Annotated in this window: 23 protein-coding genes; 7 read left to right on the top strand and 16 right to left on the bottom strand. The window is 37.8% G+C overall.

Annotation, left to right across the window (positions count from 1 at the left end):
* The first annotated feature begins 141 nt into the window (after positions 1-141).
* Together NSQ92_RS01650 and NSQ92_RS01645 are read left to right on the top strand one after the other, a co-directional pair.
* Positions 142-1,446: a glutamate-1-semialdehyde 2,1-aminomutase gene (locus NSQ92_RS01650; protein ID WP_061800640.1), complete on the top strand. Its 1,305-nt coding sequence runs from the start codon at positions 142-144 to the stop codon at positions 1,444-1,446.
* A gap of 417 nt (positions 1,447-1,863) precedes the next feature.
* A complete protein-coding gene (locus NSQ92_RS01645) occupies positions 1,864-2,949 on the top strand; it encodes an FUSC family protein (RefSeq protein WP_047944910.1) in 1,086 nt (361 codons plus the stop codon).
* 45 nt (positions 2,950-2,994) lie between these two features.
* Here the strand turns inward: NSQ92_RS01645 and NSQ92_RS01640 are convergent, their stop codons facing one another.
* From NSQ92_RS01640 to fabL, 5 genes are all read right to left on the bottom strand, one after another.
* The gene (locus tag NSQ92_RS01640; RefSeq protein ID WP_341152301.1) at positions 2,995-4,743 is read right to left on the bottom strand and encodes an ABC transporter ATP-binding protein; all 1,749 of its coding nucleotides are present in this window, start codon (positions 4,741-4,743) and stop codon (positions 2,995-2,997) included.
* Positions 4,744-5,193: 450 nt separating this feature from the next.
* Positions 5,194-5,724 carry a nucleoside tri-diphosphate phosphatase gene (ntdP, locus tag NSQ92_RS01635; protein ID WP_047944913.1) on the bottom strand — a complete coding sequence of 177 codons (531 nt, stop codon included), beginning with the start codon at positions 5,722-5,724 and terminating at the stop codon, positions 5,194-5,196.
* A 185-nt stretch (positions 5,725-5,909) separates the two neighbouring features.
* Entirely contained in the window at positions 5,910-6,173 is a 264-nt protein-coding gene (locus NSQ92_RS01630; RefSeq protein WP_047944915.1) for a YgaB family protein, read from the bottom strand.
* A gap of 232 nt (positions 6,174-6,405) precedes the next feature.
* Positions 6,406-6,588: a gamma-type small acid-soluble spore protein gene (locus NSQ92_RS01625; protein ID WP_047944917.1), complete on the bottom strand. Its 183-nt coding sequence runs from the start codon at positions 6,586-6,588 to the stop codon at positions 6,406-6,408.
* Positions 6,589-6,740: 152 nt separating this feature from the next.
* Complete coding sequence (gene fabL / locus NSQ92_RS01620) at positions 6,741-7,484, bottom strand: enoyl-[acyl-carrier-protein] reductase FabL (protein WP_047944930.1); 744 nt, start codon at positions 7,482-7,484, stop codon at positions 6,741-6,743.
* Between the two features lie 118 nt (positions 7,485-7,602).
* On the opposite strand from fabL, the gene NSQ92_RS01615 reads away from it, so the two are divergent.
* Positions 7,603-7,827 carry a hypothetical protein gene (locus NSQ92_RS01615; RefSeq protein ID WP_341152300.1) on the top strand — a complete coding sequence of 75 codons (225 nt, stop codon included), beginning with the start codon at positions 7,603-7,605 and terminating at the stop codon, positions 7,825-7,827.
* A gap of 20 nt (positions 7,828-7,847) precedes the next feature.
* On the opposite strand, the gene mutY is transcribed toward NSQ92_RS01615, so the two are convergent.
* Positions 7,848-8,954, bottom strand: a complete 1,107-nt coding sequence (gene mutY, locus NSQ92_RS01610) for an A/G-specific adenine glycosylase (RefSeq protein WP_047944920.1) — start codon at positions 8,952-8,954, stop codon at positions 7,848-7,850.
* A 412-nt stretch (positions 8,955-9,366) separates the two neighbouring features.
* Between mutY and NSQ92_RS01605 the strand changes: the two genes are divergently transcribed.
* Complete coding sequence (locus tag NSQ92_RS01605) at positions 9,367-10,347, top strand: metal-dependent hydrolase (protein WP_341152299.1); 981 nt, start codon at positions 9,367-9,369, stop codon at positions 10,345-10,347.
* Between the two features lie 36 nt (positions 10,348-10,383).
* Here NSQ92_RS01605 and NSQ92_RS01600 read toward each other — a convergent pair whose 3' ends face one another.
* Positions 10,384-10,653 carry a YfhJ family protein gene (locus NSQ92_RS01600; protein WP_047944924.1) on the bottom strand — a complete coding sequence of 90 codons (270 nt, stop codon included), beginning with the start codon at positions 10,651-10,653 and terminating at the stop codon, positions 10,384-10,386.
* 128 nt (positions 10,654-10,781) lie between these two features.
* On the opposite strand from NSQ92_RS01600, the gene NSQ92_RS01595 reads away from it, so the two are divergent.
* The gene (locus tag NSQ92_RS01595) at positions 10,782-10,931 is read left to right on the top strand and encodes a small, acid-soluble spore protein K (protein WP_047944925.1); all 150 of its coding nucleotides are present in this window, start codon (positions 10,782-10,784) and stop codon (positions 10,929-10,931) included.
* Positions 10,932-10,991: 60 nt separating this feature from the next.
* Here NSQ92_RS01595 and NSQ92_RS01590 read toward each other — a convergent pair whose 3' ends face one another.
* Together NSQ92_RS01590 and recX are read right to left on the bottom strand one after the other, a co-directional pair.
* The gene (locus NSQ92_RS01590; RefSeq protein ID WP_047944926.1) at positions 10,992-11,312 is read right to left on the bottom strand and encodes a YfhH family protein; all 321 of its coding nucleotides are present in this window, start codon (positions 11,310-11,312) and stop codon (positions 10,992-10,994) included.
* A 108-nt stretch (positions 11,313-11,420) separates the two neighbouring features.
* Positions 11,421-12,230 (bottom strand): recombination regulator RecX, encoded by an 810-nt coding sequence (recX, locus tag NSQ92_RS01585; protein WP_047944928.1) that lies wholly within the window; start codon positions 12,228-12,230, stop codon positions 11,421-11,423.
* Positions 12,231-12,428: 198 nt separating this feature from the next.
* Here recX and NSQ92_RS01580 point away from each other — a divergent pair, with 198 nt between their 5' ends.
* Positions 12,429-12,545 carry a YfhE family protein gene (locus NSQ92_RS01580; RefSeq protein WP_082138460.1) on the top strand — a complete coding sequence of 39 codons (117 nt, stop codon included), beginning with the start codon at positions 12,429-12,431 and terminating at the stop codon, positions 12,543-12,545.
* Between the two features lie 192 nt (positions 12,546-12,737).
* On the opposite strand, the gene NSQ92_RS01575 is transcribed toward NSQ92_RS01580, so the two are convergent.
* Positions 12,738-12,896: a hypothetical protein gene (locus tag NSQ92_RS01575; protein WP_251688091.1), complete on the bottom strand. Its 159-nt coding sequence runs from the start codon at positions 12,894-12,896 to the stop codon at positions 12,738-12,740.
* Between the two features lie 3 nt (positions 12,897-12,899).
* The gene (locus NSQ92_RS01570) at positions 12,900-15,719 is read right to left on the bottom strand and encodes a lipocalin-like domain-containing protein (RefSeq protein WP_341152298.1); all 2,820 of its coding nucleotides are present in this window, start codon (positions 15,717-15,719) and stop codon (positions 12,900-12,902) included.
* 758 nt (positions 15,720-16,477) lie between these two features.
* On the opposite strand from NSQ92_RS01570, the gene NSQ92_RS01565 reads away from it, so the two are divergent.
* Positions 16,478-17,524 (top strand): lactonase family protein, encoded by a 1,047-nt coding sequence (locus tag NSQ92_RS01565; protein ID WP_172865025.1) that lies wholly within the window; start codon positions 16,478-16,480, stop codon positions 17,522-17,524.
* Between the two features lie 57 nt (positions 17,525-17,581).
* Here NSQ92_RS01565 and NSQ92_RS01560 read toward each other — a convergent pair whose 3' ends face one another.
* The 5 genes from NSQ92_RS01560 to NSQ92_RS01540 all read right to left on the bottom strand — a co-directional run bounded on the left by NSQ92_RS01560 (position 17,582) and on the right by NSQ92_RS01540 (position 22,744).
* Positions 17,582-18,292 (bottom strand): ABC transporter ATP-binding protein, encoded by a 711-nt coding sequence (locus NSQ92_RS01560; protein WP_047944670.1) that lies wholly within the window; start codon positions 18,290-18,292, stop codon positions 17,582-17,584.
* A gap of 13 nt (positions 18,293-18,305) precedes the next feature.
* Positions 18,306-19,082: an ABC transporter ATP-binding protein gene (locus tag NSQ92_RS01555; RefSeq protein WP_336044958.1), complete on the bottom strand. Its 777-nt coding sequence runs from the start codon at positions 19,080-19,082 to the stop codon at positions 18,306-18,308.
* Positions 19,079-20,344, bottom strand: coding sequence for a branched-chain amino acid ABC transporter permease (locus NSQ92_RS01550; protein WP_047944648.1), 1,266 nt, complete (start codon positions 20,342-20,344; stop codon positions 19,079-19,081). Before NSQ92_RS01550 ends, NSQ92_RS01555 begins: the two co-directional genes overlap by 4 nt.
* A 9-nt stretch (positions 20,345-20,353) precedes the next feature.
* Entirely contained in the window at positions 20,354-21,331 is a 978-nt protein-coding gene (locus NSQ92_RS01545) for a branched-chain amino acid ABC transporter permease (RefSeq protein ID WP_047944649.1), read from the bottom strand.
* Between the two features lie 219 nt (positions 21,332-21,550).
* Complete coding sequence (locus NSQ92_RS01540; protein ID WP_047944650.1) at positions 21,551-22,744, bottom strand: branched-chain amino acid ABC transporter substrate-binding protein; 1,194 nt, start codon at positions 22,742-22,744, stop codon at positions 21,551-21,553.
* Positions 22,745-22,782: the final 38 nt, after the last annotated feature.

The raw sequence follows: 22,782 nt of genomic DNA, 5'->3' as shown, positions 1-22,782 counted from the left end.
TTCGTTTATCCATTTCTCCTATTGAAAACGTAGGAAAGGTACTCTTAGGTTAAAAAGCTGTTTCCCTTTAACTTCTTTTAAAAAGTGCTAAAATGGGGGAAGGTATTTTTTATAGAATGATACGATTTATAGGAGGTTTATATGTTACATACAAATTCAGAACGATTGCATGAAGAAGCTTTAGAGATTATTGTTGGAGGTGTCAACAGTCCTTCGCGCTCTTATAAGGCGGTTGGCGGCGGATCACCGATTGTAATGGAAAGAGGACAAGGTGCTTACTTCTTTGATGTAGACGGAAATCAATATATCGATTATTTAGCTGCATACGGTCCGATTGTTACAGGACATGCTCATCCACATATTACAAAGGCAGTAACACGCGCTGCAGAAACTGGCCTATTATTCGGAACGCCAACTCCGCATGAAGTGAAATTCGCGAAAATGCTGCAGGAAGCAATTCCTTCCATGGAAAAAATTCGTTTTATGAATTCTGGAACAGAAGCAGTAATGACTACCATTCGTGTTGCTCGCGCGTATACTGGCAGAAATAAAGTCATCAAATTCGCTGGATGCTATCATGGTCACTCTGATCCAATGCTTGTTGCAGCTGGTTCAGGTCCTTCTACGCTTGGCACACCAGATTCTGCCGGTGTTCCTGCAGTAATTGCTGCAGACGTTATCACGGTTCCTTTCAATGATTTAGATGCCTATAAAGATGCATTGGATAAATGGGGCGATCAAGTGGCCGCCGTTCTTGTCGAGCCAATCGTTGGGAACTTCGGAATTGTTGAACCAGTGGAAGGATTTTTACAGGGAATTAATGATTTAACACATGCAGCAGGCGCACTTGTTATTTATGATGAGGTAATTACTGCTTTCCGCTTTACTTACGGTGGAGCACAGGATTTATTAGGTGTTTACCCTGACCTGACCGCCTTAGGAAAAGTAATCGGCGGCGGTCTTCCAATCGGCGCTTATGGCGGAAGAAAAGAAATCATGGATCAAGTGGCACCAGTTGGACCAGCATACCAAGCAGGAACTCATGCTGGAAATCCAGCCTCCATCCAAGCTGGAATCGCTTGTCTAGAAGTATTAAAGCAAGAAGGCGTATACGATCATCTCGATAAATTAGGCGCATTATTAGAAAATGGCATTTTAGAAGCAGCTGCCAAATACAATGTTCCAATTACTATTAACCGCCTAAAAGGAGCACTTACTGTCTTCTTTACTACCGAGAAGGTCTACAACTACAAACAAGCAGAAAGCACTGACAGTGAAATGTTTGGCCGCTTCTTCAAGCTATTAGTAGAACAAGGAATCATGCTGGCACCATCCAAATACGAAGCATGGTTCATCACTATCGCGCATACAGAAGAAGATATCGAAGCAACCCTGCACGCGGTTGACCAAGCGTTCGCTGCATTAAAAGAAGAATATAAGTTTTAAGTTTAGAAAAAGGTTCAGAGGAATTCTGGACCTTTTTTATTTTCACAAAAGTGATCTACTATCTCTTCCTCTTTTAAATTAAATAGATATAAGCTCTCTCTAAAATTCCACCACAGATGATTGAAGCGGAATGAACGCCGAGAAGACTCCCCGCCTGCCCCGCGCCCTCAGCGGAAATCAGTCCCCCATTAGAACGTTTTACACCTTCTACTATTATGTAAAACCATTTCAATTTTAACAACAATATGTCCATTTTTTTAAAATCCTTCGAAAAAAGAAAAAATCAGTCATCAGTCTATTGAAGTTCACATCTAATCAATGTATAGTACATTATTGTGTTTACTTTTCGTGTTTTTCGCAAAAAGTAAGGGGTATAAGAAAATAGTTAGAAAGATTAAATGAAAGGAACACTTATTTATGACATTAGGAGCGCGCGTTCTGAAAACAGGAATCGCCATCGTGTTAGCTTTATTTCTAGCGCAACTTTTAAATGCACCAACTCCTGTTTTCGCAGGAATTTCTGCCATTTTTGCTATACAGCCAACTGTCTATCGTTCTTATTTATCGATCATTGAACAAGTACAAGGCAATATCATTGGTGCTATTATCGCAGTCATCTTTGTATTAAGCTTTGGTAACAACGTTTTTATTATTGGACTTGCCGCCATCATTGTTATTACAATCAACTTAAAATTACACTTAGAAAAGACAATTACTTTATCTGTAGTTACCTTGATTGCCATTATGGAATCACCTACAGATGATTTCATTACCTTTGCGATTATTCGCTTCTCGACGGTAATGCTCGGAATTCTTTCTGCTTCGACTGTCAATCTGATTTTTATACCACCTAAGTATGAAAATAAATTGTACAATCAACTTTCCGATTTAAGTGAGGAAATAACAAAATGGATCCGCCTAAACATTAGACATGCATCGGAACATAGTCTGTTAAAGAATGATATCGATAAAATGTCGGAACGTTTAATGCGCATTGATCAGTTATATATCCTGTACAAAGAAGAGCGGAATTATTTTAAAAGAACAACTTTATTAAAAACGAGAAAATTAGTCATTTACCGGCAAATGATTGCCACATTAAAGAAATCTTTTCAAACCTTGAAAAAGATTCATCGATATGAAAATGAGTTATTAAGTTTGCCGGAGGATTTTCAAAATATTATTCAACAGCAGCTTGACTGCCTTATTCACCATCATGAACATGTCATGCTTAAATTTATTGGAAAAGTAAAGCCAAATGTTGTTTTTGAAGAAGGCAGCATTTCTCTTGACCGAAATATGCTTTTCCAAGAGTTAATGCTTTACTATAAAGAGACAGAACCATCCGTACTTGAAAATGAAGAAGAATTAAAGCAATATCATATGATGCAAATTGTTTCTGCCATTATTGAATATGACGAGAATGTAGAGCATCTAGATACATTAATCACTTCCATTCAAGTTCATCATCAGCATGAAGCTGATGTAACGATTGAAGAGTAAAATAAAAAAGGATCCAGTACTTGCTTCTGGATCCTTTTTTTATCTCTAATTTCCTAATTGCTGAATTTGAAATAGATCGTGATAATGACCTTGCAATTTCATTAGTTCCTCATGTGTACCATCTTCCATAATTTTTCCATGTTCAATCAAAATGATGCGATCGGCATGAGTAATCGTAGATAATCGATGGGCTACAATTAGGGTCGTTCTGTCTTTGGCCAGTTTTTCTAGTGATTCTTGAATGGACTGTTCACTTTCCAAGTCTAAGGCAGAAGTGGCCTCGTCCAAAATTAAGATTGGCGGGTTTTTCAAGAATACACGTGCAATTGCTACTCTTTGCTTCTGACCGCCGCTTAATTTCACGCCTCTTTCGCCCACTTTTGTTTCATACCCTTCTGGAAGCTGGGTGATAAAGTCATGAGCATTGGCAGCTTTAGCAGCGGCAATTACTTCCTCTTCAGTCGCATTAGGCTTTCCTATCATAATATTTTCCCTAATTGATTCACTGAAGAGAATATTTTCTTGCAGAACCATTCCAATTTGATCACGCAAGGAACGTGCTTGCACATCTCTGATATCTATTCCGTCTAAGAGAATTCTCCCTCCTGTTACATCAAAGAATCTTGGAATAAGACTTATCAAGGAAGACTTACCGCCACCGCTCATACCAACAAACGCTACTGTCTCTCCTTGTTTAATATGTAAGGAAATATTATCTAATACTTTCGGATCGTTTGTATCGTAAGCAAAGTCCACTTCTTCAAAAGTAATATCTCCTTTTACATTTGTACAAGGAACTGCATTTGGTTTATCTTGAATATCGTATTTTTCATCAATTAAATCAAACACCCTGTCCATTGATGCGATAGACTGTGTTAAGGTCGTAGAGGAATTCACTAATCTTCTCAATGGATTATATAATCTTTCAATATACGCAAAAAATGCCATCATCGCTCCAAGCGATATATCGCCATTCAATACTTGGTAGCCTGAATAGGCAATTACAATCAATGGCGAAATATCGGTAATCGTATTGACGACAGCGAACGCTTTCGCATTCCATTTCGTATGATTGACCGCTTTTTCCAAGAAGGTATTATTATACTTTTGGAAATGCTTTTGTTCATGATTTTCTGTCGCAAAGCTTTTAATAACCGAAATTCCTTGGACTCTTTCATGGAGAAAGCTTTGTACGCCTGCTAAAGCTTGGGATCTTTCTCTTGTTAATTTGCGTAAATTCCCAAAAAAGTAGCTTACGGAAAGCGCGTAAAACGGCAGTAAAATAATAGAGACAAATGTTAGCTTTACGTCCATCGTGAACATGATTCCGATTGTAATCAAAATCGTTACGGCATCTAACCATAAATTCATTAGGCCGGTTAAAATAAAGTTTTTCGTTTGTTCCACATCATTTATGACACGGGAAATAACTTCCCCTGCACGGGTATTGGAATAATATTTCAGGCTCAATTTCTGCAGATGCATAAAAAGCTGATCTCTAATATCATACAGAATTTTATTAGAGGTCCATTGAGCGAAATATTGACGATAGTATTCAATCGGTGGTCTCACCACGATAAAGACAATGGTCATAATGATCATGATTGTCCACAGATTGCTCATTTTAGTGGTCTGATCTAAGGCTGGATTATTGATAATATCATCAATTACATATTTTAATAACAATGGAATTAATAGCGGAATGGCAAATTTCACAATGCCGATAATGATTGTACCTATGATTTGCCATCGGTATGGCTTTACAAAGGTCATATACCTTTTAATACTGTCCACATATACTCCCCTCTCTATGTTGCGTTTGTTCTTTTTCCTTTTTTTGTGTTTGGAAAACTTCATTTTAGCTCATTCTGTTAAAAACACTGTGAAAGATAGCGCGTAAACTGGTGAGCATGGCTGATCTGCTCTGTGCTCTTTTGAAACGGGCACAGAGGGATGGGTCTCTTTTACCTTTTTCCACTCTTTCTTCTCGGTTCGCGCATTTTCTTTTCGCTTCGGACACAGTGAGCCCCTCTCTATTTTCTTCAACTCACTTTCAAAACCAAATCGGGCACAGAATCAACCCCCTCTAAACATCACTCATTCCCCAAACCAAACGGCCCACGAGCCATCAATCTTCGAACTCTTAATCGTTTTAATAACAATGAACCATTTTATCACTATTCGCAGCGAATGCATAAGAAAAAAGCCTGCTGAAATTCAACATGCTTTTTTCAGTCATCCATATTAACTTCTGTACGTTAAGTATCTTTCATACCACAAATCAACAAAATCTGGTGCAAAGGGACCTTTTCTTTGTCTTATCCAATGTATTAATTGCGTTACTTGCGTCTTCAAAATACGATCAATGACCTCTGGATATTTCATTTCTTGGCGGTGACGTTCATACTCATCTTCATCTAGTAAATTGAATGTCATATCCGGAAAGATTTTGATGTCCAAATCATAATCAATATACTTAAGTGCCTCTCCATCGTAAATAAACGGTGAGCTTAGGTTGCAATAATAATGAATGCCATCTTCTCTAAGCATGCCAATGACATTAAACCATTGTTGGGAATGAAAATAACAGATTGCCGGTTCACGTGTTACCCACGTTCTTCCATCTGATTCCGTAACAATTGTACGATCATTGCCACCTATAATTAAGTTCTGCGTCCCTTTAAGTATTGTTGTTTCGTCCCAGATTCGATGGATGTGCCCATTATGCTTATAACTGTGAATTTGTATTGGTTCACCCTCGATAGGTACGCCCATTTTTATTTCTCCCCTACTTTCTATTTACGGACGCTTTGTAACCTGTTACATACTAAAAGCGATTCATTATTTCCTTTAAGGCAACAAAGTACGATTCCTCTTTTTTCTTATTATAACGGTTCTCTAGTAAATTTAAAACAAAAGAACCATTGAAATTACACAATGGTTTTAAATATTCCATATTTTTATGAACTAGATGATAGTTTCAGTTCATTTTCTTGGTAGACTTTAATAACTTTTTCTGTTTGTAATTCAAAGATTTTTTGTATTTTCTTTAGCTCTTCCTTCATATTGCTGATTTCTATTTGCACTTCTTTTAGTTCCGTTTCTTTTTGGAGAATTAGTAGTTGTGCTTCTATCTCTTCACACCTTTCTAATTCTCCTTGTAAATATAGCAGTTTTTCCATAATTCGCATTTGCTCTCCAACTAAACCATTAAATACATCCATGAAAAAACACATCCTACTCTTCATTTTTAGGTACTGTATTGATTTATATGTTTCAACTTATAAAAAGGGAACGGCCCTTTTTCTATTAACTCTACCTTTTACTATTTCTTCGTATGTATGTTAATTCCTTTGACTACTTCTGTAGACAAAGAAGAAGTTTTGTCGAACATAAAAAGTTTCGATAACAAAAGCAAAGGGCACTCTCCCGTAAGTGAAGTGCCCTTTGTTTGCATTATTTGCTTGTGTTTTGAGATTTTCTAGATTCAGCTTGTTGATTTTGCTTTCTTACTTCTGAAGCGTTTGTTTCGCTTGCAAATTCAGTACCAAATTGTTGACCTTGGCCTGCTTGAGCGTTTTGTTGTTTTACTTCTTGAATGTTAGTTCCACTTTGTGTAGCACCAGCTTTTTTAGCCATGAATATCACCTCCACGCCTATTAATTTGTCCCAGACACTTCGTTTCTATCCAAAGTTTTTTATTACCAATAAAATCCATATCGATAGAAAAAAAAGGAGTTCTCCTTTATAGGAAATCTCCTTTTTTCCACAAACCAAACCGCCCGGCCCGCTTATACTAGCAACGAAATACCGCCATCCACAATAATCGTTTGTCCTCTTATCATGCTTGCATCATCGCTTACTAAGAACATGACAGTATTGACGAGATCTTCCATTTCGACCATTCTGCCAGCCGGTGTTTTTTCCGCTGCCGCTTGAAGCAATTCTTCTCTATTTGGAAAATGTGTTAATGCCTCTGTATCAACTGCTCCACCGGAAACAGCATTTACTACAATATTTTTCGGTGCTAATTCTACCGCTAAATATCTAGTTAAGGCCTCTACAGCAGCTTTACTCACTCCAACTGTTGTATAGTTTTCTAAATAGCGAATCGCTCCCAGCGAGCTGATGCTAACGATTTTTCCGCCTTTATCCATTAGCTTCGCTGCTTCTTGCGCACAGAATAATAAGGCTTTACTATTAATATTCATTGTCCAATTCCAGTGAGATTCTTCTAACTCCATAATTGGTCGTAATACCCCAGATGCTGCGTTGTTAATAAATACATCTAAGCGCCCAAACTCTGCTTTTACTTCTGCAAACATCGCCTTTATTTTGTCTACATCTCCAACATTTGCTTTTACTAGAAGCACTTTTCTGCCAAGCGCCGTAATCTCGTCAGCAGTTTCTTGTGCTGCTTTTTTGCTTCTTGCATAGTTGATAACAATATCATAGCCTTCTTTGGCTAAGCGAATGGCTGTTGCCTTTCCGATTCCTCTACTGCTTCCTGTAATTAATGCTACTTTGTTTGTCATTCTTATTAATTCCTTTCCCATCCATTTACTTCTCATTTTACCTCTATTCATGCATACTTCGCAATCAACATCCACACAATAGAGGAGAATACGGGAAAAGTAAAGGAAGGTATAACACATGTATGTTGGCAGAGATATGACCGAATTAGCCCTTATCGCTAAATCAGATTGGAAAGATAATGAACTTGCCTACTTTCATCACTCCCTGCAGCAAATGACGCCTTATCTCAATAGCGAAGGTGTCAGTATTCACCGCAGCATCATAGAGGAAATCGAAAATAGAGGCGGGTTAAAAAGAAACGAAGCTGATTATACACATGGGACAGAAGTAAGCTATGAGTAATAGGGGATGACCACAAATGGTCACCCTTTCTTCACTTGCTCTGGTAAAAATTTCAGCATCTTCTGATGAGATACAGGGAATGGGAATGGTGCAATTTCATCCGCATTTACTCTTCTGATATCTTCCTTTTCCTCTTTTAATGCTATTAACTTTCCGCTATATACATTGATGTTCCAGATCAAATGTGAAAAAACATGTTCAATCCTAGTAATCATTTCGCCAACTTCTACTTTAGCCTGATAGTCTTCTAACAGCTTCTCCTCAAGCTGTGCTTTCTCGCTCTTTAACACTTGAACAATTTCCATATTAGGAAATTCCCATAAATTTGCCAGCAATCCTGTATTTGGCCGTTTATGAATCAATGTTCGTCCCTCTTCATCTGTTAAAACGACTGCCGCAAGCTGGATTGACTTTTGTTTCTTCGTTTTTGTCTTTACAGGAAGCTCTGTAACAGTCCCATCCTCAAAGGCATGACAATGCTCTCTTACTGGACAAAGCAGGCACGAAGGAGAAGTTGGTGTACAAATTAAGGCACCGAGCTCCATAAGCGCTTGATTGAAAAAGGACGGATTCTCATGCGAGATCAGCACACGTACTGCTTCTTCAAATGTCTTTCTTGTTTTTGGTTTTGCAATATCTTCCCAAATCGAGAGAATCCTCGATAAAACTCTCATTACATTTCCATCAACAGCAGGTTCTGGAACTCCATATGCTATACTTAAAATTGCACCGGCTGTATAAGGTCCTACTCCTTTTAAGGACGCAATTTCTTTCGGAGTATCTGGCACTTTGCCCCCGTACTTTTCATGCACTTCCTTAACAGCAGCATGTAAATTACGCGCTCTTGAATAATAACCTAATCCTTCCCAGGCCTTCAGTACTTTTTCTTCTTCTGCCTCTGACAACGCCTCAATGGTTGGAAATTGAGAAATGAATCGATTAAAATAAGGGATAACCGTATCTACCTTTGTTTGCTGAAGCATGATTTCAGATACCCATACTTTATAGGGATCTTGATCTTGTCTCCATGGCAGTTCCCTTTGTTCCTCTGTAAACCAATTTAATAAATCTTCTCTAAACCGCTCGACATCTACTTGATTTTTGATTATTTCTTGCCTATCTGTCACGATAACCTCCAGATGTTAATTATTATTTTTTTTTGGGAATAACAATATATAGATTTCTTTTACTACTATTGGACATGGTGTGCATCATAGGATGGAATGGGATAGAATGAAAGTAGCACAAAATGATTCACGTTCTTACCAATAGCCAAGTTTGATAGCAATAATAAGTATAAATATGTAAATTTGCCTCATTTTAAATAGAAGAGCTATTTTTTGATAAAATTACGCGTTTGTCCGATTGTTTGCCAACTTTATTTATTATTTAATAACATTATCCGTATTTTTCATTATGCGAATATGTTAACTGTTTGTAGTGTATCTTTTGTTAAGAAAAAAGAAAAGGATATTTTTATTGTAATTATGGTGTTTTCATCCAAATAATTCGGAGAGAAAATCAGGGAGGTTTGGTATTTTGGATACAGGAACACATATTGTTATGGGGATTGCGCTTGGCGGGTTAGCCACGTTAGACCCAGTTGTTGCTTCTGATCCTGCAACAACAACTGGTGTAATAATCGCCACTATCATCGGCTCACAAATACCAGATATCGATACAGTATTAAAATTAAGAAATAATGCTGTTTATATACGCAACCATCGTGGAGTGACACACTCCATCCCAGCAGTACTTTTGTGGCCTCTACTTATACTTGCTGTCATGTACCCGCTTTTCCCAGAGGCAAATTTGTTTCATTTATGGCTTTGGACGTTTATAGCTGTTTTCCTGCATGTATTTGTCGATATATTTAATGCCTATGGAACACAGGCTCTACGTCCTTTTACAAATAAATGGGTCGCATTGGGGATTATTAATACATTTGATCCCATCATTTTCTCCATGCATATTGCAGCAATCTTATTTTGGGTATTTGGATCAGATCCTGGATATACCTTTTTAACTTTATATATCGTACTGATTGGCTATTACCTTCTGCGGGTATTTACACAACGGCAGGTAAAAATAAATGTGAAAAAAAGAATTCCAGATGCAAAGGAAATCATTTTATCGCCAACCATGAGATATAACCATTGGCGTATCGCTGTGATGACCGACGACTCCTTCTATGTCGGCAGGTCCCATCAGCACGAAATTGAAATCTATGATAAGTTCCATCGTATTCCAGTTCCAGATACACCAGTCCTAACCGCAGCTCAAAAAGATAAGAACCTATCTGCTTTCCTATCCTTCTCTCCTGTATTTAGATGGGAAGTTATCGAGCTGGATGACCAATACCAAGTCCGCTTCATTGATTTACGCTACCGAAGCAACGGGCACTATCCATTTGTCGCCGTTGTTCATCTCGATCTAAACTTGAATATCATCACTTCCTACACAGGCTGGATCTTTAGTGAAGATAAGCTGAAAAAGAAACTCGATATCTTAACCAATTAGCATGAAAAATGGTCGACTTTTAAAGTCGACCTCTTTTTAATGCAATTTCTTTTTATCATCTGCAAGGAATTCTTTATATTTTGGGTTTTCAGCTACAAATTCATGAAGCTTTCCCCCGTAGTTCTCAATCCACTGACTAACAACTCGTTCCGTTACTTCTTCTCCCTGATATTTACGACCCGCTTTAGCATAGGTTGCCTCAAAATCCTCCCATAATAATTCCACCCATGTTTGTGCTTGGCCGACTGAAATAAACGAATTAAGCTCCAATAGCCGCTCCACTAATTTCTTCTGTGCTTCATGCATTATTTCATTCCTTCTTTCTTTTTTGTTTTTACTAATAGATTGCTGGTAATTAACAAATACTATCCATTGTAATAAACAAAGTTGAAGTTTATTACCTTTGACTTAGTTGATTCTTTGGAGGTATGACGATGGGAAATGTAGATAATACAAATGATGTTAAGCTTGAGGGAGAACCGAGAGCAAAAACAGAATACGCTTCGAAAAGAGCCAATGGCACAATCAATACACATCCTCAAGAGAGAATGCATGCTTCCTCACATCGCAAACCAAAAAAATAAGCAGATTTTTATTCTGCAGGAAAGAGGGAGAGACCACGTTTGGTCCCTCCTCTCTTTTCCTTATGCTTTCTTTTTTAATAATGCGATCGGAATCCCCTCTTCTTGGCTTCCATCTACTTGTCGCTTTCCCCACGCAAAAACGCCATTCATATAATCGATTTGAAAAAGAACTCCTGGATCGCCTTCTATTTCATATATTTCATTAGCTTTATAATCTTTAGGATTTAATAAATACGATTTGGCAAGAACTGCTTTTCTTTCTAAAACAGCATATTCATTAACCATACCAAGCTGCTCTGCTTTTTTTGCTTGATCATTTAAAGTGGATATTTCCATACGGAGCTCGTGTTCTGTCATCATGCTATATCTTTTTGTCAGCATTTATATTCCCCTCCACTACCAACTAGTTTAATAAAAATCCTCAGAATCGGCAAAAAATCAGCTTTCATTTCTACTGAAGTTTGTTGTTAACACTACGCCGATAACTAATTAGTCTTCATTTTCTATTTCGTCTAAATACTGTTCGATAAGATCCATAGAGAATCCTTTACGGTATAAGAACTGCTTCATTTTTTGCTTGAATTCATATCCAGTGAACTTGGCAAATTTTCTTCTTGCCTTCTCCCCATGGATACGAACGGTTTCTAATTCATCTGTATCCATTTCCACAATCTCCGGCATCCTTTTTACTTGTTGGATAATATCAGAGGTATATCCCTTTCTAACAAGAGTCTGCTCTAATTTCTGGATGATAATCTTCTTAGAATCCTTTTTCTTGCCAGCCAAAAATTTTGCAACAATTTTCTTCGCTGCTTGCATTTGATCCTCATAGGAAAGCTCCTCCATCGAACGTTCGATTAATTCCCGCTGGATCCCTTTTTCCCTTAATTCTCGTTTAATCGTTTCTGCTCCTTTGGTTGTCGTATTCCGTTGAGTGCGAACATAGGAAAAAGCGTAATCCTCATCATCGATGAATTTCATTTCCTTTAACTTTGTCATTACCTCTGCAACCAATGCATCATTTTCCATTTTAGCGGAGAGATGCTTCCTTACTTCCATTTCCGTTCTTTTTACCTTAGACAAATACCGAACGGCCATATGATATCCTTTTCTTATTTCGTCTGTATATTGGATTTCATTTAATAAGAGCGAATCCAGCTCCATCCCTTTTCGCAGCTTATATTTAATTAGAACTGTTTCATCTACGCTAAATGCATACACATCTTTTCCCTGCTTCAGGGTAAAAATATTATAACGGTCATTCAATTCCTTCTGTCTTGTTATTTTGCTTATAATCATTCCAATCACCACGTTATCTATTTTTCGCCTTCTCTAAATCATCCCATGCGAACTTTATCTATTTCAAATGTAGCACATAAAAGGTGGAAAGGCATACTTTTGCCTCTCAACTAATTTACCTTCGCATTTTGAATCTAATTTATATAACTAGGGAAGAATAAAGAACATAGTAGAAAAAATGGAAAGGATTGTTGTGATATGGAAGGGAAGAAAAAGCAAAAACCAAAGCACACACTATCTAGTATGCAAGCCGTAACCTATCAACATGAATTTAAAATGGCTGATCGAGCAGCTAATAGAAAAGATACTAAATAAACGTTTAAAGGAAGAGATGGCTTACATCATTCTCTTCCTCCCCCTTTTTAAAACCCTTACATTTTTGTGGATAACCAAAACCTAATTCTGTTGATAATGTGGATAACCCTGTGGAATACTTTAATTTCCGCCATTTACCTTGTTAGTAATTAAGTTGATAACCTCTCCATTTTTCCACAATCACTATTGTGATTATTTTCTGAAAAAACCATCAACCAACTTCCCTCTCTTGTGGCTAATTTGTTTAACTTTTTCACTAGAAATAATGCTGAAAGAGTATTTTATTTCCCCATCTACCATTCTAAAAACGAAGAACCACTTAATCACTGCAGAAATTAAGTGGTCCATCATGATTTATTCCCCTTTTATGGCCCGTTTTCGTATAACCAAGGATATACTTAAGCCCGCTACCAACAGGAATAATCCTCCGATTATCCAATTATATTCGTTTGTTGCAGTGTTCGGTAATGTTTTCCCTGTGTTGTCAGTCTGCGGATTTTCTGCACTTGGCTTATCTGTTCCCGGTTCTTCTGCTCCCGGCTCTTCTGCTCCCGGTTCTTCTGCTCCTGGCTCTTCTGCTCCCGGTTCTTCTGCTCCTGGCTCTTCTGCTCCTGGATTTTCAAAAAGTGATTGCATTTCGGTTTCTGTAAGAACAATTCCATCATATACGCGTACTTCATCCATTAAACCTTTAAAGGGCATGTCCCAATAGTTTACACCTAAACTAAATTGGGCATTAACGGTTGTAAAGACATCTGGAAAATTCCCATCAGAAAATTTTTCCTCTCCATTAATGTAAACCTTTGCTTCTCCTTCATTTACCGTAAATCCGAAATGTGTCCATTCATTTTTTGGGATTATAGAGTCAGATACCGCATCATACCATTGGTCACTATTATGGGACCATACCTTTGTCACATTCTGTGCATTCGGCACAAGACTAATCCAATTATTCTCTGTTCTCGCGCCGAAGAAAGTCGTTGTAAATTCCGTGATTTCTTCCGGTTTCATCCAAAGTGATATGGAATACTTATTACTTGCAATTAAACCATCTGCCAATTTAAGTCCAGATTCTCCGTTAAATTTAGCAGCATTCCCTGCAATACCCTTTGCAAACGTAACTTCCCCGCCTGTATTGTGAATGCGATCACCTGTTACTATTGCATCGGCTTGATTACCAGATCGATCTGCAAACCCATCATTAAAATCATAATAGGCAGTTAATCTCCCTTCCTCTTCTGCTAATACATGAACCATGACAGACAATGTTTCTTTCGCATCCCCTAAAGTAATAGTTGCTGTTAATTTTACATCAGCATTTTCAGAACCAAATGGCGGTCTTGTTACAATCCCATCATTGGAAATGATTTCTGGCTGTGAAGATTCCCAGACAATGGCTGTACCTTGCGCTGCTTGAGTTGGCAAGGAGATATCCTTGATTGCCTCGGTCGGAATGGCCTTAATTAGTTCCGCTTTCACACTTGCTACCACTTCTTGGTTTGATTTACTATCCACACGACTTCCCCAAATTACGACTCCCTCACCAGACATAGCACTAAAGGTCATCACCCATTTCGCGGCTGCAGGATCATATTGACGAATAAATACGCCATCATATATTTGTCCTTCTATCTCAACTTCGACTCTGTAATCATCGTATAGCTTCCATGTCCCACTTACAGCACCGGAAACTGTCTTATCTGCATTTAATTTAATCCATTGCGATTCTGTTAATTTCCCCGTAATCTCTTTGCCGTGATTGATATACTTATAATCACCAACAATATCTTTCTCAGACACAGTCTCTATTGTTTCACCCGCATATTGAAATGGAGTTGGCACTGGCCATTTCTCCTTGTTTTTAAAGGTTTGATGGACACGCACTTGATGCAGTTCTCCTTGCTGAGGGAATCGAGCATGTGTCACAATAAACTCTTTACCAAGTTCTTCGTCTATCAAATAAGAATTATGTCCTGGTGACATATATCCTGTTCCTATCCCACTGCCCTCTTCTCCAAGATCTCTTTTAAACAAGAAATTCCCCATCATTTTATTCCCAATTTCTTTATGATCATCATTGCTCGGGAAATTCCCTGGTCCTAAATTAAAGCTTTCTGGAAAAACAGCAGCATTACCAGCGGCGTCTTCATACGGGCCATCAATCTTTTTTGATCTAAACTGCCTCATTTGATAACCACCGTCAGAAGCTAATCCACCGTACGTAATGTAAAGATAGTAATACCCTGTTTCCTTATCGTAAACAGCATATGTTCCTTCCCCAGATCTTCCATATCCCCCAGCAATCTTCGTACCGAAATATCGATCAACTATTCTGCCATCCGAGGTTTTTCCATCCTTTCCAGGATAAATGGGTACACCAGTTTTCTTATCTAGCGGCAAAATAAACGTTCCACCTGACCAGGAACCATATGTCATCCATAAATCTCCATTCTCATCATAGAGAATATTTGCATCAATCGCATTCGTATAAAGGGCGTTATTATAATTTCCCTCACTTGTAAACCAATCTGGATTTACATTATCTAAAGTACCGTCTGCAATCAAATCTGCGATATTCGTATTTTCCCAATGTTTATTAATCACACTCTTATTATCAGTCGTTTCAAAATTGGTAAAACCAGAATATATAATAGTATCCCTATAATCATAAGGCCCCTCTATATTCTTCGATACAGCAATGCCTATCGCTGAACGAATATAGGTAGAAGATACACTATAATACAACATATAAGCTCCCTTTGAACCATCATCCCAAGCATAATCTTTATTCCAAAAAATATCAGGAGCCCATACAGAATAACCCCCAGTGCTATCTGCATCATTTTCCCCTGCCCATTTAAAAGACTCTGCAAGATTTTCAGACAAATTCCCATAGATTGGATTATTTTCTGGCGTTTGATATTCACTTGTCACCAGAGAAGTCCAATTCATTAAGTCCGTTGATTTGGCTGCTGCTATATGTGATCCAAAAACATAATAAGAGCCATTATTCCCTTTAATGATGGACGGGTCGTGAACGGAAACATGCTGAAATTCGATCGAATCAGTTTGAGAGCCTTCTGCCTTTACCTGTTTCTCCTTTTCATAAGGCCATGGAAATAGTACGATTATGACCAACAAAAAAAATAACCCTTTTTTTATAACACACTTCACCGTTTCATTCTCCCCTTCACTGCTTTCGTTTGTAAACGCATACATTTCTATCCATAATAAATCCCATCTTATCTACATTTTTTGATAGGAAGTCTTGTGATGTACAGAACCAAAGTGAACGTTCAGATTTTTTATGTAAAATGGGGTACAATATGGATGCCTTTCGATGATACTAATATTTAATCAATTAATTAAGATTAACTTTTAAATTAACTATATTTCCACCCCTTTCTTAACTTCTATCTTACCCTACTCCCCATTAGCTTACTATATTCCCAATCCTTAAACAATAAAAAAACCATATTTCATGGTAATATTCATATAATTATCAAAACTAATCTACTTACTATCCTATGTTTATGTCCCTTAATAAATACTATTTTAGATTACAAAAATAAACAATAAATGTTTTTTATCTTTATTTAATTAATATATTAATTAATTATATATTCGTTTGATTTTATGTAGATAACACCCTCACCGGTAGCAGTACTATATTTCCTCTGCCATTTGGAAAAACAAGGTTGTTTTATTCCTATCATCCCATGAAAGATTCAAAAAACGCATCCATTCTTACAAGCGCTCCCTTTCAAACAGCTGAAAATTCCCTCTTGTTTCAAGTAAGCAATTTCGGGAAAATAGAACTAACTAATACTTTTATTTAAATAGACAGACTCTAATTTGTACGTTTTGATTAGGCTCGTGCTATAATTAATAAATAGTATTAATTTTGTAAAAATGTTAAAGGAGATCTGTTTATGACAAAATTCACTGGCTACATTGGCACATATACAAAAAAGACTAGTAAAGGTATTTATTCATTTGTATTAGACACAGAAGCGAAAAAAATCACAGATGTTTCTCTAGTGGCTGAAATTGAAAACCCTACCTATTTAACGGTTACAATCGATAATCAGCATTTATTCGCTGTCGGTAAAGAAGGCTCTTTAGGTGGTGTTTCTGCTTACTCTATTCATTCAGATGGCAGTCTTGCCCTTATTAACAGCGAATATTCGGAAGGAGCATCTCCTTGCCATGTAAGTGTAAATGCAGACAAAACGCTTGTTCTATCTGCAAACTATCATAAAGGAACTGCCGAATCCTATCCGGTACATACAGATGGCTCATTAAGCAGTGCTGCATCTATCATCGAGCATACAGGGACAGGCCCAAATCCAGCTCGCCAAGAAAAACCTCATATGCATTTTGCTGGATTCAGTCCTAATGATCAATATGCTGTTTCTGTTGATTTAGGAACAGACCGAGTAGATACGTACAAGCTTGTTGATGGAAAGCTAGAAGAAGTTAGCAGTTTATCCGTTAAACCTGGAAGTGGTCCAAGACATATCGCCTTCCATCCTAATGGCAAATTTGCTTATGTCATGACAGAATTAAGCAATGAAGTCATTGCATTATCTTTTAACGCTGAAACTGGAGCATTTGAGGAATTACAATACATTTCTACACTACCGATTGATTTTACGGAAAATAGCCAAGGAAGTGCTATCCATCTTTCTTCAGACGGAAACTATGTTTATGCAGGAAATCGCGGCCATAATTCAATTGCGATTTTCCAAGTAAATGGGGAAACTGGTCAATTAACCTTTATTGACAGAACTTCAACAGAAGGAAACTGGCCAAGAGATTTCGTTCTAGATCCAACAGAACAATTCTTGCTTGCATCCAATGAACAATCGGATACCCTTACTTTATTTGAAAGAGATACAGTTACTGGAAAACTAACTTTATTGCAATCAGAGATAGAAGCACCAGAACCAGTATGTGTAAAATTCTTAAATAATTAATTCAATCATAAAAAAGGAGAAGGGTCTCGTAAAAAGCCTTCTCCTTTTTCTCTGTCATTAAGCTAAGTAAGCTTCCTGCACTTGTTTATTGGTAATCAACTCTGCTCCTGTTCCTTCTAATACAATTTCTCCTGTTTGAATGACATACCCTCTACTGGCAATTTGCAATGCTTGGAAGGCATTCTGTTCTACTAATAAAATTGTCATTCCTTGGTTATTGAGCTCTTTAATAATTTCAAAGATTTGCTCGACAATAATGGGCGCAAGGCCCATGGATGGTTCATCCAACATTAGGACTTCTGGCTGCATCATAAGCGCTCGCCCTATTGCCAGCATTTGCTGTTCGCCACCACTCATGGTTCCTCCTTTTTGCTCGACTCGTTCTTTCAATCTCGGAAAATACTCAAATACTTTTTGCATTCTTGCTTCCGTTAATTGTTTATCCTTTACAGCAAAAGCCCCAATTAATAGATTTTCTCGTACAGATAGCTTAGGAAAAATCCGCCTTCCTTCTGGCACTTGGGAAATCCCTAAAACGGCTGTCTTATGTGCTGCTATATTAGCAATATCTTTTCCATTAAAAAGAATACTGCCTTTTTTGATTGGAACCTGGCCGCTAATAGATTTAAGGGTCGTCGATTTGCCAGCACCATTACTTCCAATGAGGGTAACGATCTCTCCTTTATCAACATGTAAACTAATTCCTTTTAATGCCTGAATTCCTCCATACCAAGCTTCAATATCCGTTAATTCAAGTATCTTTTCCATGCTGCTTCCCCCTTTAAGCAAGTGATACTGCTCCTTTTCCTAAATAGGCTTCAATTACTTTCGGATTGGAACGTATCTCTTCCGGACCACCTTCTGCAATTTTTTCTCCATGATCCAATACGATGATATGGTTTGAAATTTCCATCACCAGCTTCATATCATGTTCAATTAAAATAATGGTCAAATCATATTTCTTACACATATCTTGAATTAAACCGGTTAATAGACTTGTTTCCTTCGGGTTCATACCAGCAGCAGGCTCATCTAATAATAAAACGCTAGGCTTTGTAGCTAGAGCCCGAGCAATTTCTAATCTCCGTTGTGCTCCATATGATAAATTTGCCGCTGCTTCATTTAATAGATCAGCAAGCCCAACATATTCTAATAGGCGATATGCCTCTTTCATTGCTTTCTCTTCCTCCTGTTTAGCCTTTGGCAATTGAAGCAATGTCCCAACCAAGCTGCCTTTGATATGGTTATGCATTCCGACCATGACATTTTCCAATACGGTAATATCACTGAAAAGGCGGATATTCTGAAAGGTTCTGGAAATTCCTTGTTTCGCTACGACATGCGGCTTAAGCCCGGCAATTGTTTTTCCGTCAAGGAGAATTTCCCCAGATGTCGGTTTATACACCCCTGTTATCATATTGAAAAAAGTCGTTTTTCCCGCTCCATTCGGTCCTATTACCGCTGTGATGGAATTCTTCTCGACAGACATATCAATATTGGAATTCGCAACAAGTCCACCAAACTTTTTCGTCAATCCTTTCACTTCGAGTATATTCACTTGTGCCCCTCCTTAAGCAATATAGTAGACTCCTGCTTTTCTGTTATGCTCTCTTTTAATTTCTTGACATTAACCTTTTTATTTTTTGCCGGTATTAATCCTTGTGGACGATATAAGGTCATAATAATTAAAAGGGCACCGAAGATAAATCTTTGCATTTTTGCTGGAGATAAGGCATCAGGAATAGTGGTTACTTGGCTTAGCCACCCCGTTAATTCGGTTAGCACCTGTAAGTTTAATATCGTTACAACTGCCGCTCCCAGAATAACACCTGGCACACTTCCCATTCCTCCAAGGATGACCATAACAAGAATGGTCGTAGATTCTAAGTAAGTGAAACTTGTTGGATCCACAAACATTTGCTTTGCGGCAAACACAACTCCCATCATTCCGGAAAACGATGCCCCAATAGCAAATGCCGTCAACTTTGTTTTTACAAGGGGAATTCCCATCGCTTGTGCAGCAATCTCATTTTCTCTGACCGCCTTCCAAGAACGGCCTAATTTTGTATGTTCCATTCTAGTCACAGCATAAATTACAATAATAAACATAACTAGCACAATATAATAGAATTGGTTCGGCTGTGACAAAGTAATACCAAATAGTTCAGGCTGTTGAATACTTGGCAGCCCCATCGCTCCATTCGTGATATTTACTGGCTTATCTAAGTTATTAAACACAATCCGGATTATTTCCCCAAAACCTAATGTAACAATAGCCAAATAATCTCCTTTTACTCTTAATACTGGAATCCCTAATAAAACCCCAAATAGAGCCGCTACAAATAAACCAATGATAATAAAAAACCAAAAGCTATTTCCGGACAATGGATATGTTCCAAAGGGCATGAAGTTATTCGCTTGTGCTGTCGCAAACACGCCATATGTGTAGGCGCCAACAGCAAAGAAAGCAACAAATCCTAAATCAAGCAACCCTGCAAGACCAACAACGATATTCAGCCCTAAAGCCATACAAACATAAATCCCTACCATAGTTGCTACTTCCATATATGCTTGATAGGATGGTCCTTGACTAGCTGAAACCGGGAGAACAATCACTAAGATAAGTAAAGCAATTCCCCACTTCATTTTATTTCCGAGATTCATATAATATAGGAGTAATAGCGATAACAATAATAGTAAAAAAGCAATCACTGATTTTTGCGAGAAAGCCAATGCAGCAGTAGTCACCAATACATACGCAAAGAAAAGAATAATTTGGGCAACTTTATTTGTTTGGATGGTTTTAATCATGTTAGCCATCTTTTCCACCTACACTTTCTCTGCTACGGCTTTGCCAAATAAGCCTTCTGGTTTAAAAATAAGGACGATAATCAATATGGCAAATGCAACAACATCTTTATATTCTGCTCCCATAATCCCGCCTGTGATAACCGACAGATTCGCTGCTGTGAACATTTCAATCAGTCCAATTAACATACCGCCGAGCATTGCTCCGCGTATATTGCCAATTCCGCCTAAAACTGCGGCAGTAAAAGCTTTAAGTCCTAGTATAAATCCAATGTACGGATCGATTGTTCCATATTGAACAGCAAATAATACACCAGTGGCGCCGCCTAAAGCAGATCCTACGAAGAAAGTAACTGAGATAACCTTGTTCACATTAATAGACATTAAAGATGCTGTGTCTCTATCTTGCGCCACGGCTCTCATCGCCATGCCCCACTTTGTTTTGTTAACAAAAAAATCTAATCCTACCATCAAAATAACGGCTACTATAATAACAACTAAAAACGAGCTTTTAAAACTTGCAGCATGAGAACCGAAAACAGATCCGATATTTATTTTGTCAGAAAATAGATTAGGCGAAGTAATTATGTAATTCCCTTTGAATAATTCTGTGATGAATCGAACGATATCCTGTAGTAAAAAGGAGATACCAATGGCTGAGATAAGAGCAATTAGCTTTGGTGCTTTTCGGAGTGGACGATAAGCCACTCTTTCGATTCCCATTCCTAAAAAACCTGTGATGAGACTAGTAATTAGGAGCATGACAATTAAGGAAAGTACAGCAGGCAGCATCGAAGTCCATCCTAGACTTGTTAAAGTAATTAAGATGGCCGTGCCAATGAATGCTCCTGACATAAATATTTCCCCATGAGCAAAATTTATCAATTCTAATATTCCATAAACCATTGTGTATCCCAATGCAATAACGGCATACACTGCTCCTAATGTTAATCCATCAATTAAAACTTGCGGTAATGTTTGTAAAATTTCAGTTAGCATTCTCTTCCCCACACTTTTGATTTAATGGTTTTAGTAGATAGAGTTTAACGGCATAAGATGAAAGATTTCCCGCTACGGTTACTCAACAGATTCTTTCTATTGACGAAATCACCATATATGCTGATTTCTATCTACTAAATAGCTAAGATTAATTTCCGGCATTTAGTTCTTTGCAAATAAAAAGGACGGTTGATATCCATGTCCTTTTTATTTACTCGTTTATTGGCTAATTTCTCCATCTAATGTAGCTGGGTATTTGGCTTCATCAAATTTATAAATAAAGATTTTTGCGAATTTATTATCTCCTTTCTCATCAAATCCAACTTCTGTCACTACCCCTTTGTAATCTTGTGTAGCACGCACAGCTTTGGTAACCTCTTCACGAGTTGGTAATTTGTTATCATTCTCTTTAATTGCTTTTTCAATGCCTGCTAATAAAACTGCTGCAGAGTCGTATGCATAGGCAGAATAGGACTCAATGTTTTTGCTGAATGCTGCTTTATAATCTTCAGCAAATTTCGTTCCTTCTTCTGATTGGGTTGTATCACCGGCAACGGAAGTAATGAAGGTATTTTTCACAGCATCTCCTGCGATTTCAACAAAAGTAGATGAGTCTAAACCGTCTCCACCCATGAATGGGATATCTAATCCTTTTTCACGTGCTTGCTTTACCAAAATTCCCCCTTCTGCATAAAGGCCACCGTAATAGATTAGATCAGGTTTTTTAGAGGCTACTTGGTTTAAAACACCGTTAAAGTCTTTTTCACCAACGGTAATTCCCTCATAACCAACAACTTCAGCTCCTAAATCTTCCGCTGCCTCTTTAAAGGCATCTGCTAGACCTGAACCGTAAGCTGTTTTATCTTGAACAACAAAAATTTTCTTTGCCCCTAAAGTTTCCACAGCATATTGTGCCCCAGCAGGACCTTGGAAATCATCACGGGCAACAACACGGCTCACTGTTTTTAAACCGCGATCCGTATAGTCAGTGGCTGTACTTGCCGGAGATACACTTACAAGATTATTTTTTTCATAAACTTCAGATGCTGGAATGGAAACACCTGAGTTTAAGTGACCGACTACCCCTAACACAGATTTATCCGCAACCACTAAGTTAGCATTTGCAACCCCTTTTTTCGGATCTCCCTGATCATCCTGTGCATCTAATTTAAGTTCGAATCCTAATTCAGCAAACTTATCCTTTTGTTGATCAATAGCCAGCTGCGCTCCTAATTTAATTGCTTCCCCTAATGTAGCGCTACCTCCAGATAGTGGTGATTGTGTAACAATTTTAATTACTTTTTTGTCTCCTGAATCTCCTGAATCCGAGTTTGCGTTTGAAGCACAACCACTCATAAATCCTAAAGCTAATGTTGCAGTCATCGCGAAAGAAAGTACTTTTTTGGATAACATAATATGCCCCCTATCATTGTCTTTTTATCTATGAAACT

It is taken from the genome of Niallia sp. FSL M8-0099 (assembly GCF_038006945.1).
Classification (GTDB): domain Bacteria; phylum Bacillota; class Bacilli; order Bacillales; family Cytobacillaceae; genus Niallia; species Niallia circulans.
The sequence above is the reverse complement of the archived record's forward strand: the minus strand, read 5'-3'. Positions and strand labels throughout refer to the sequence as shown.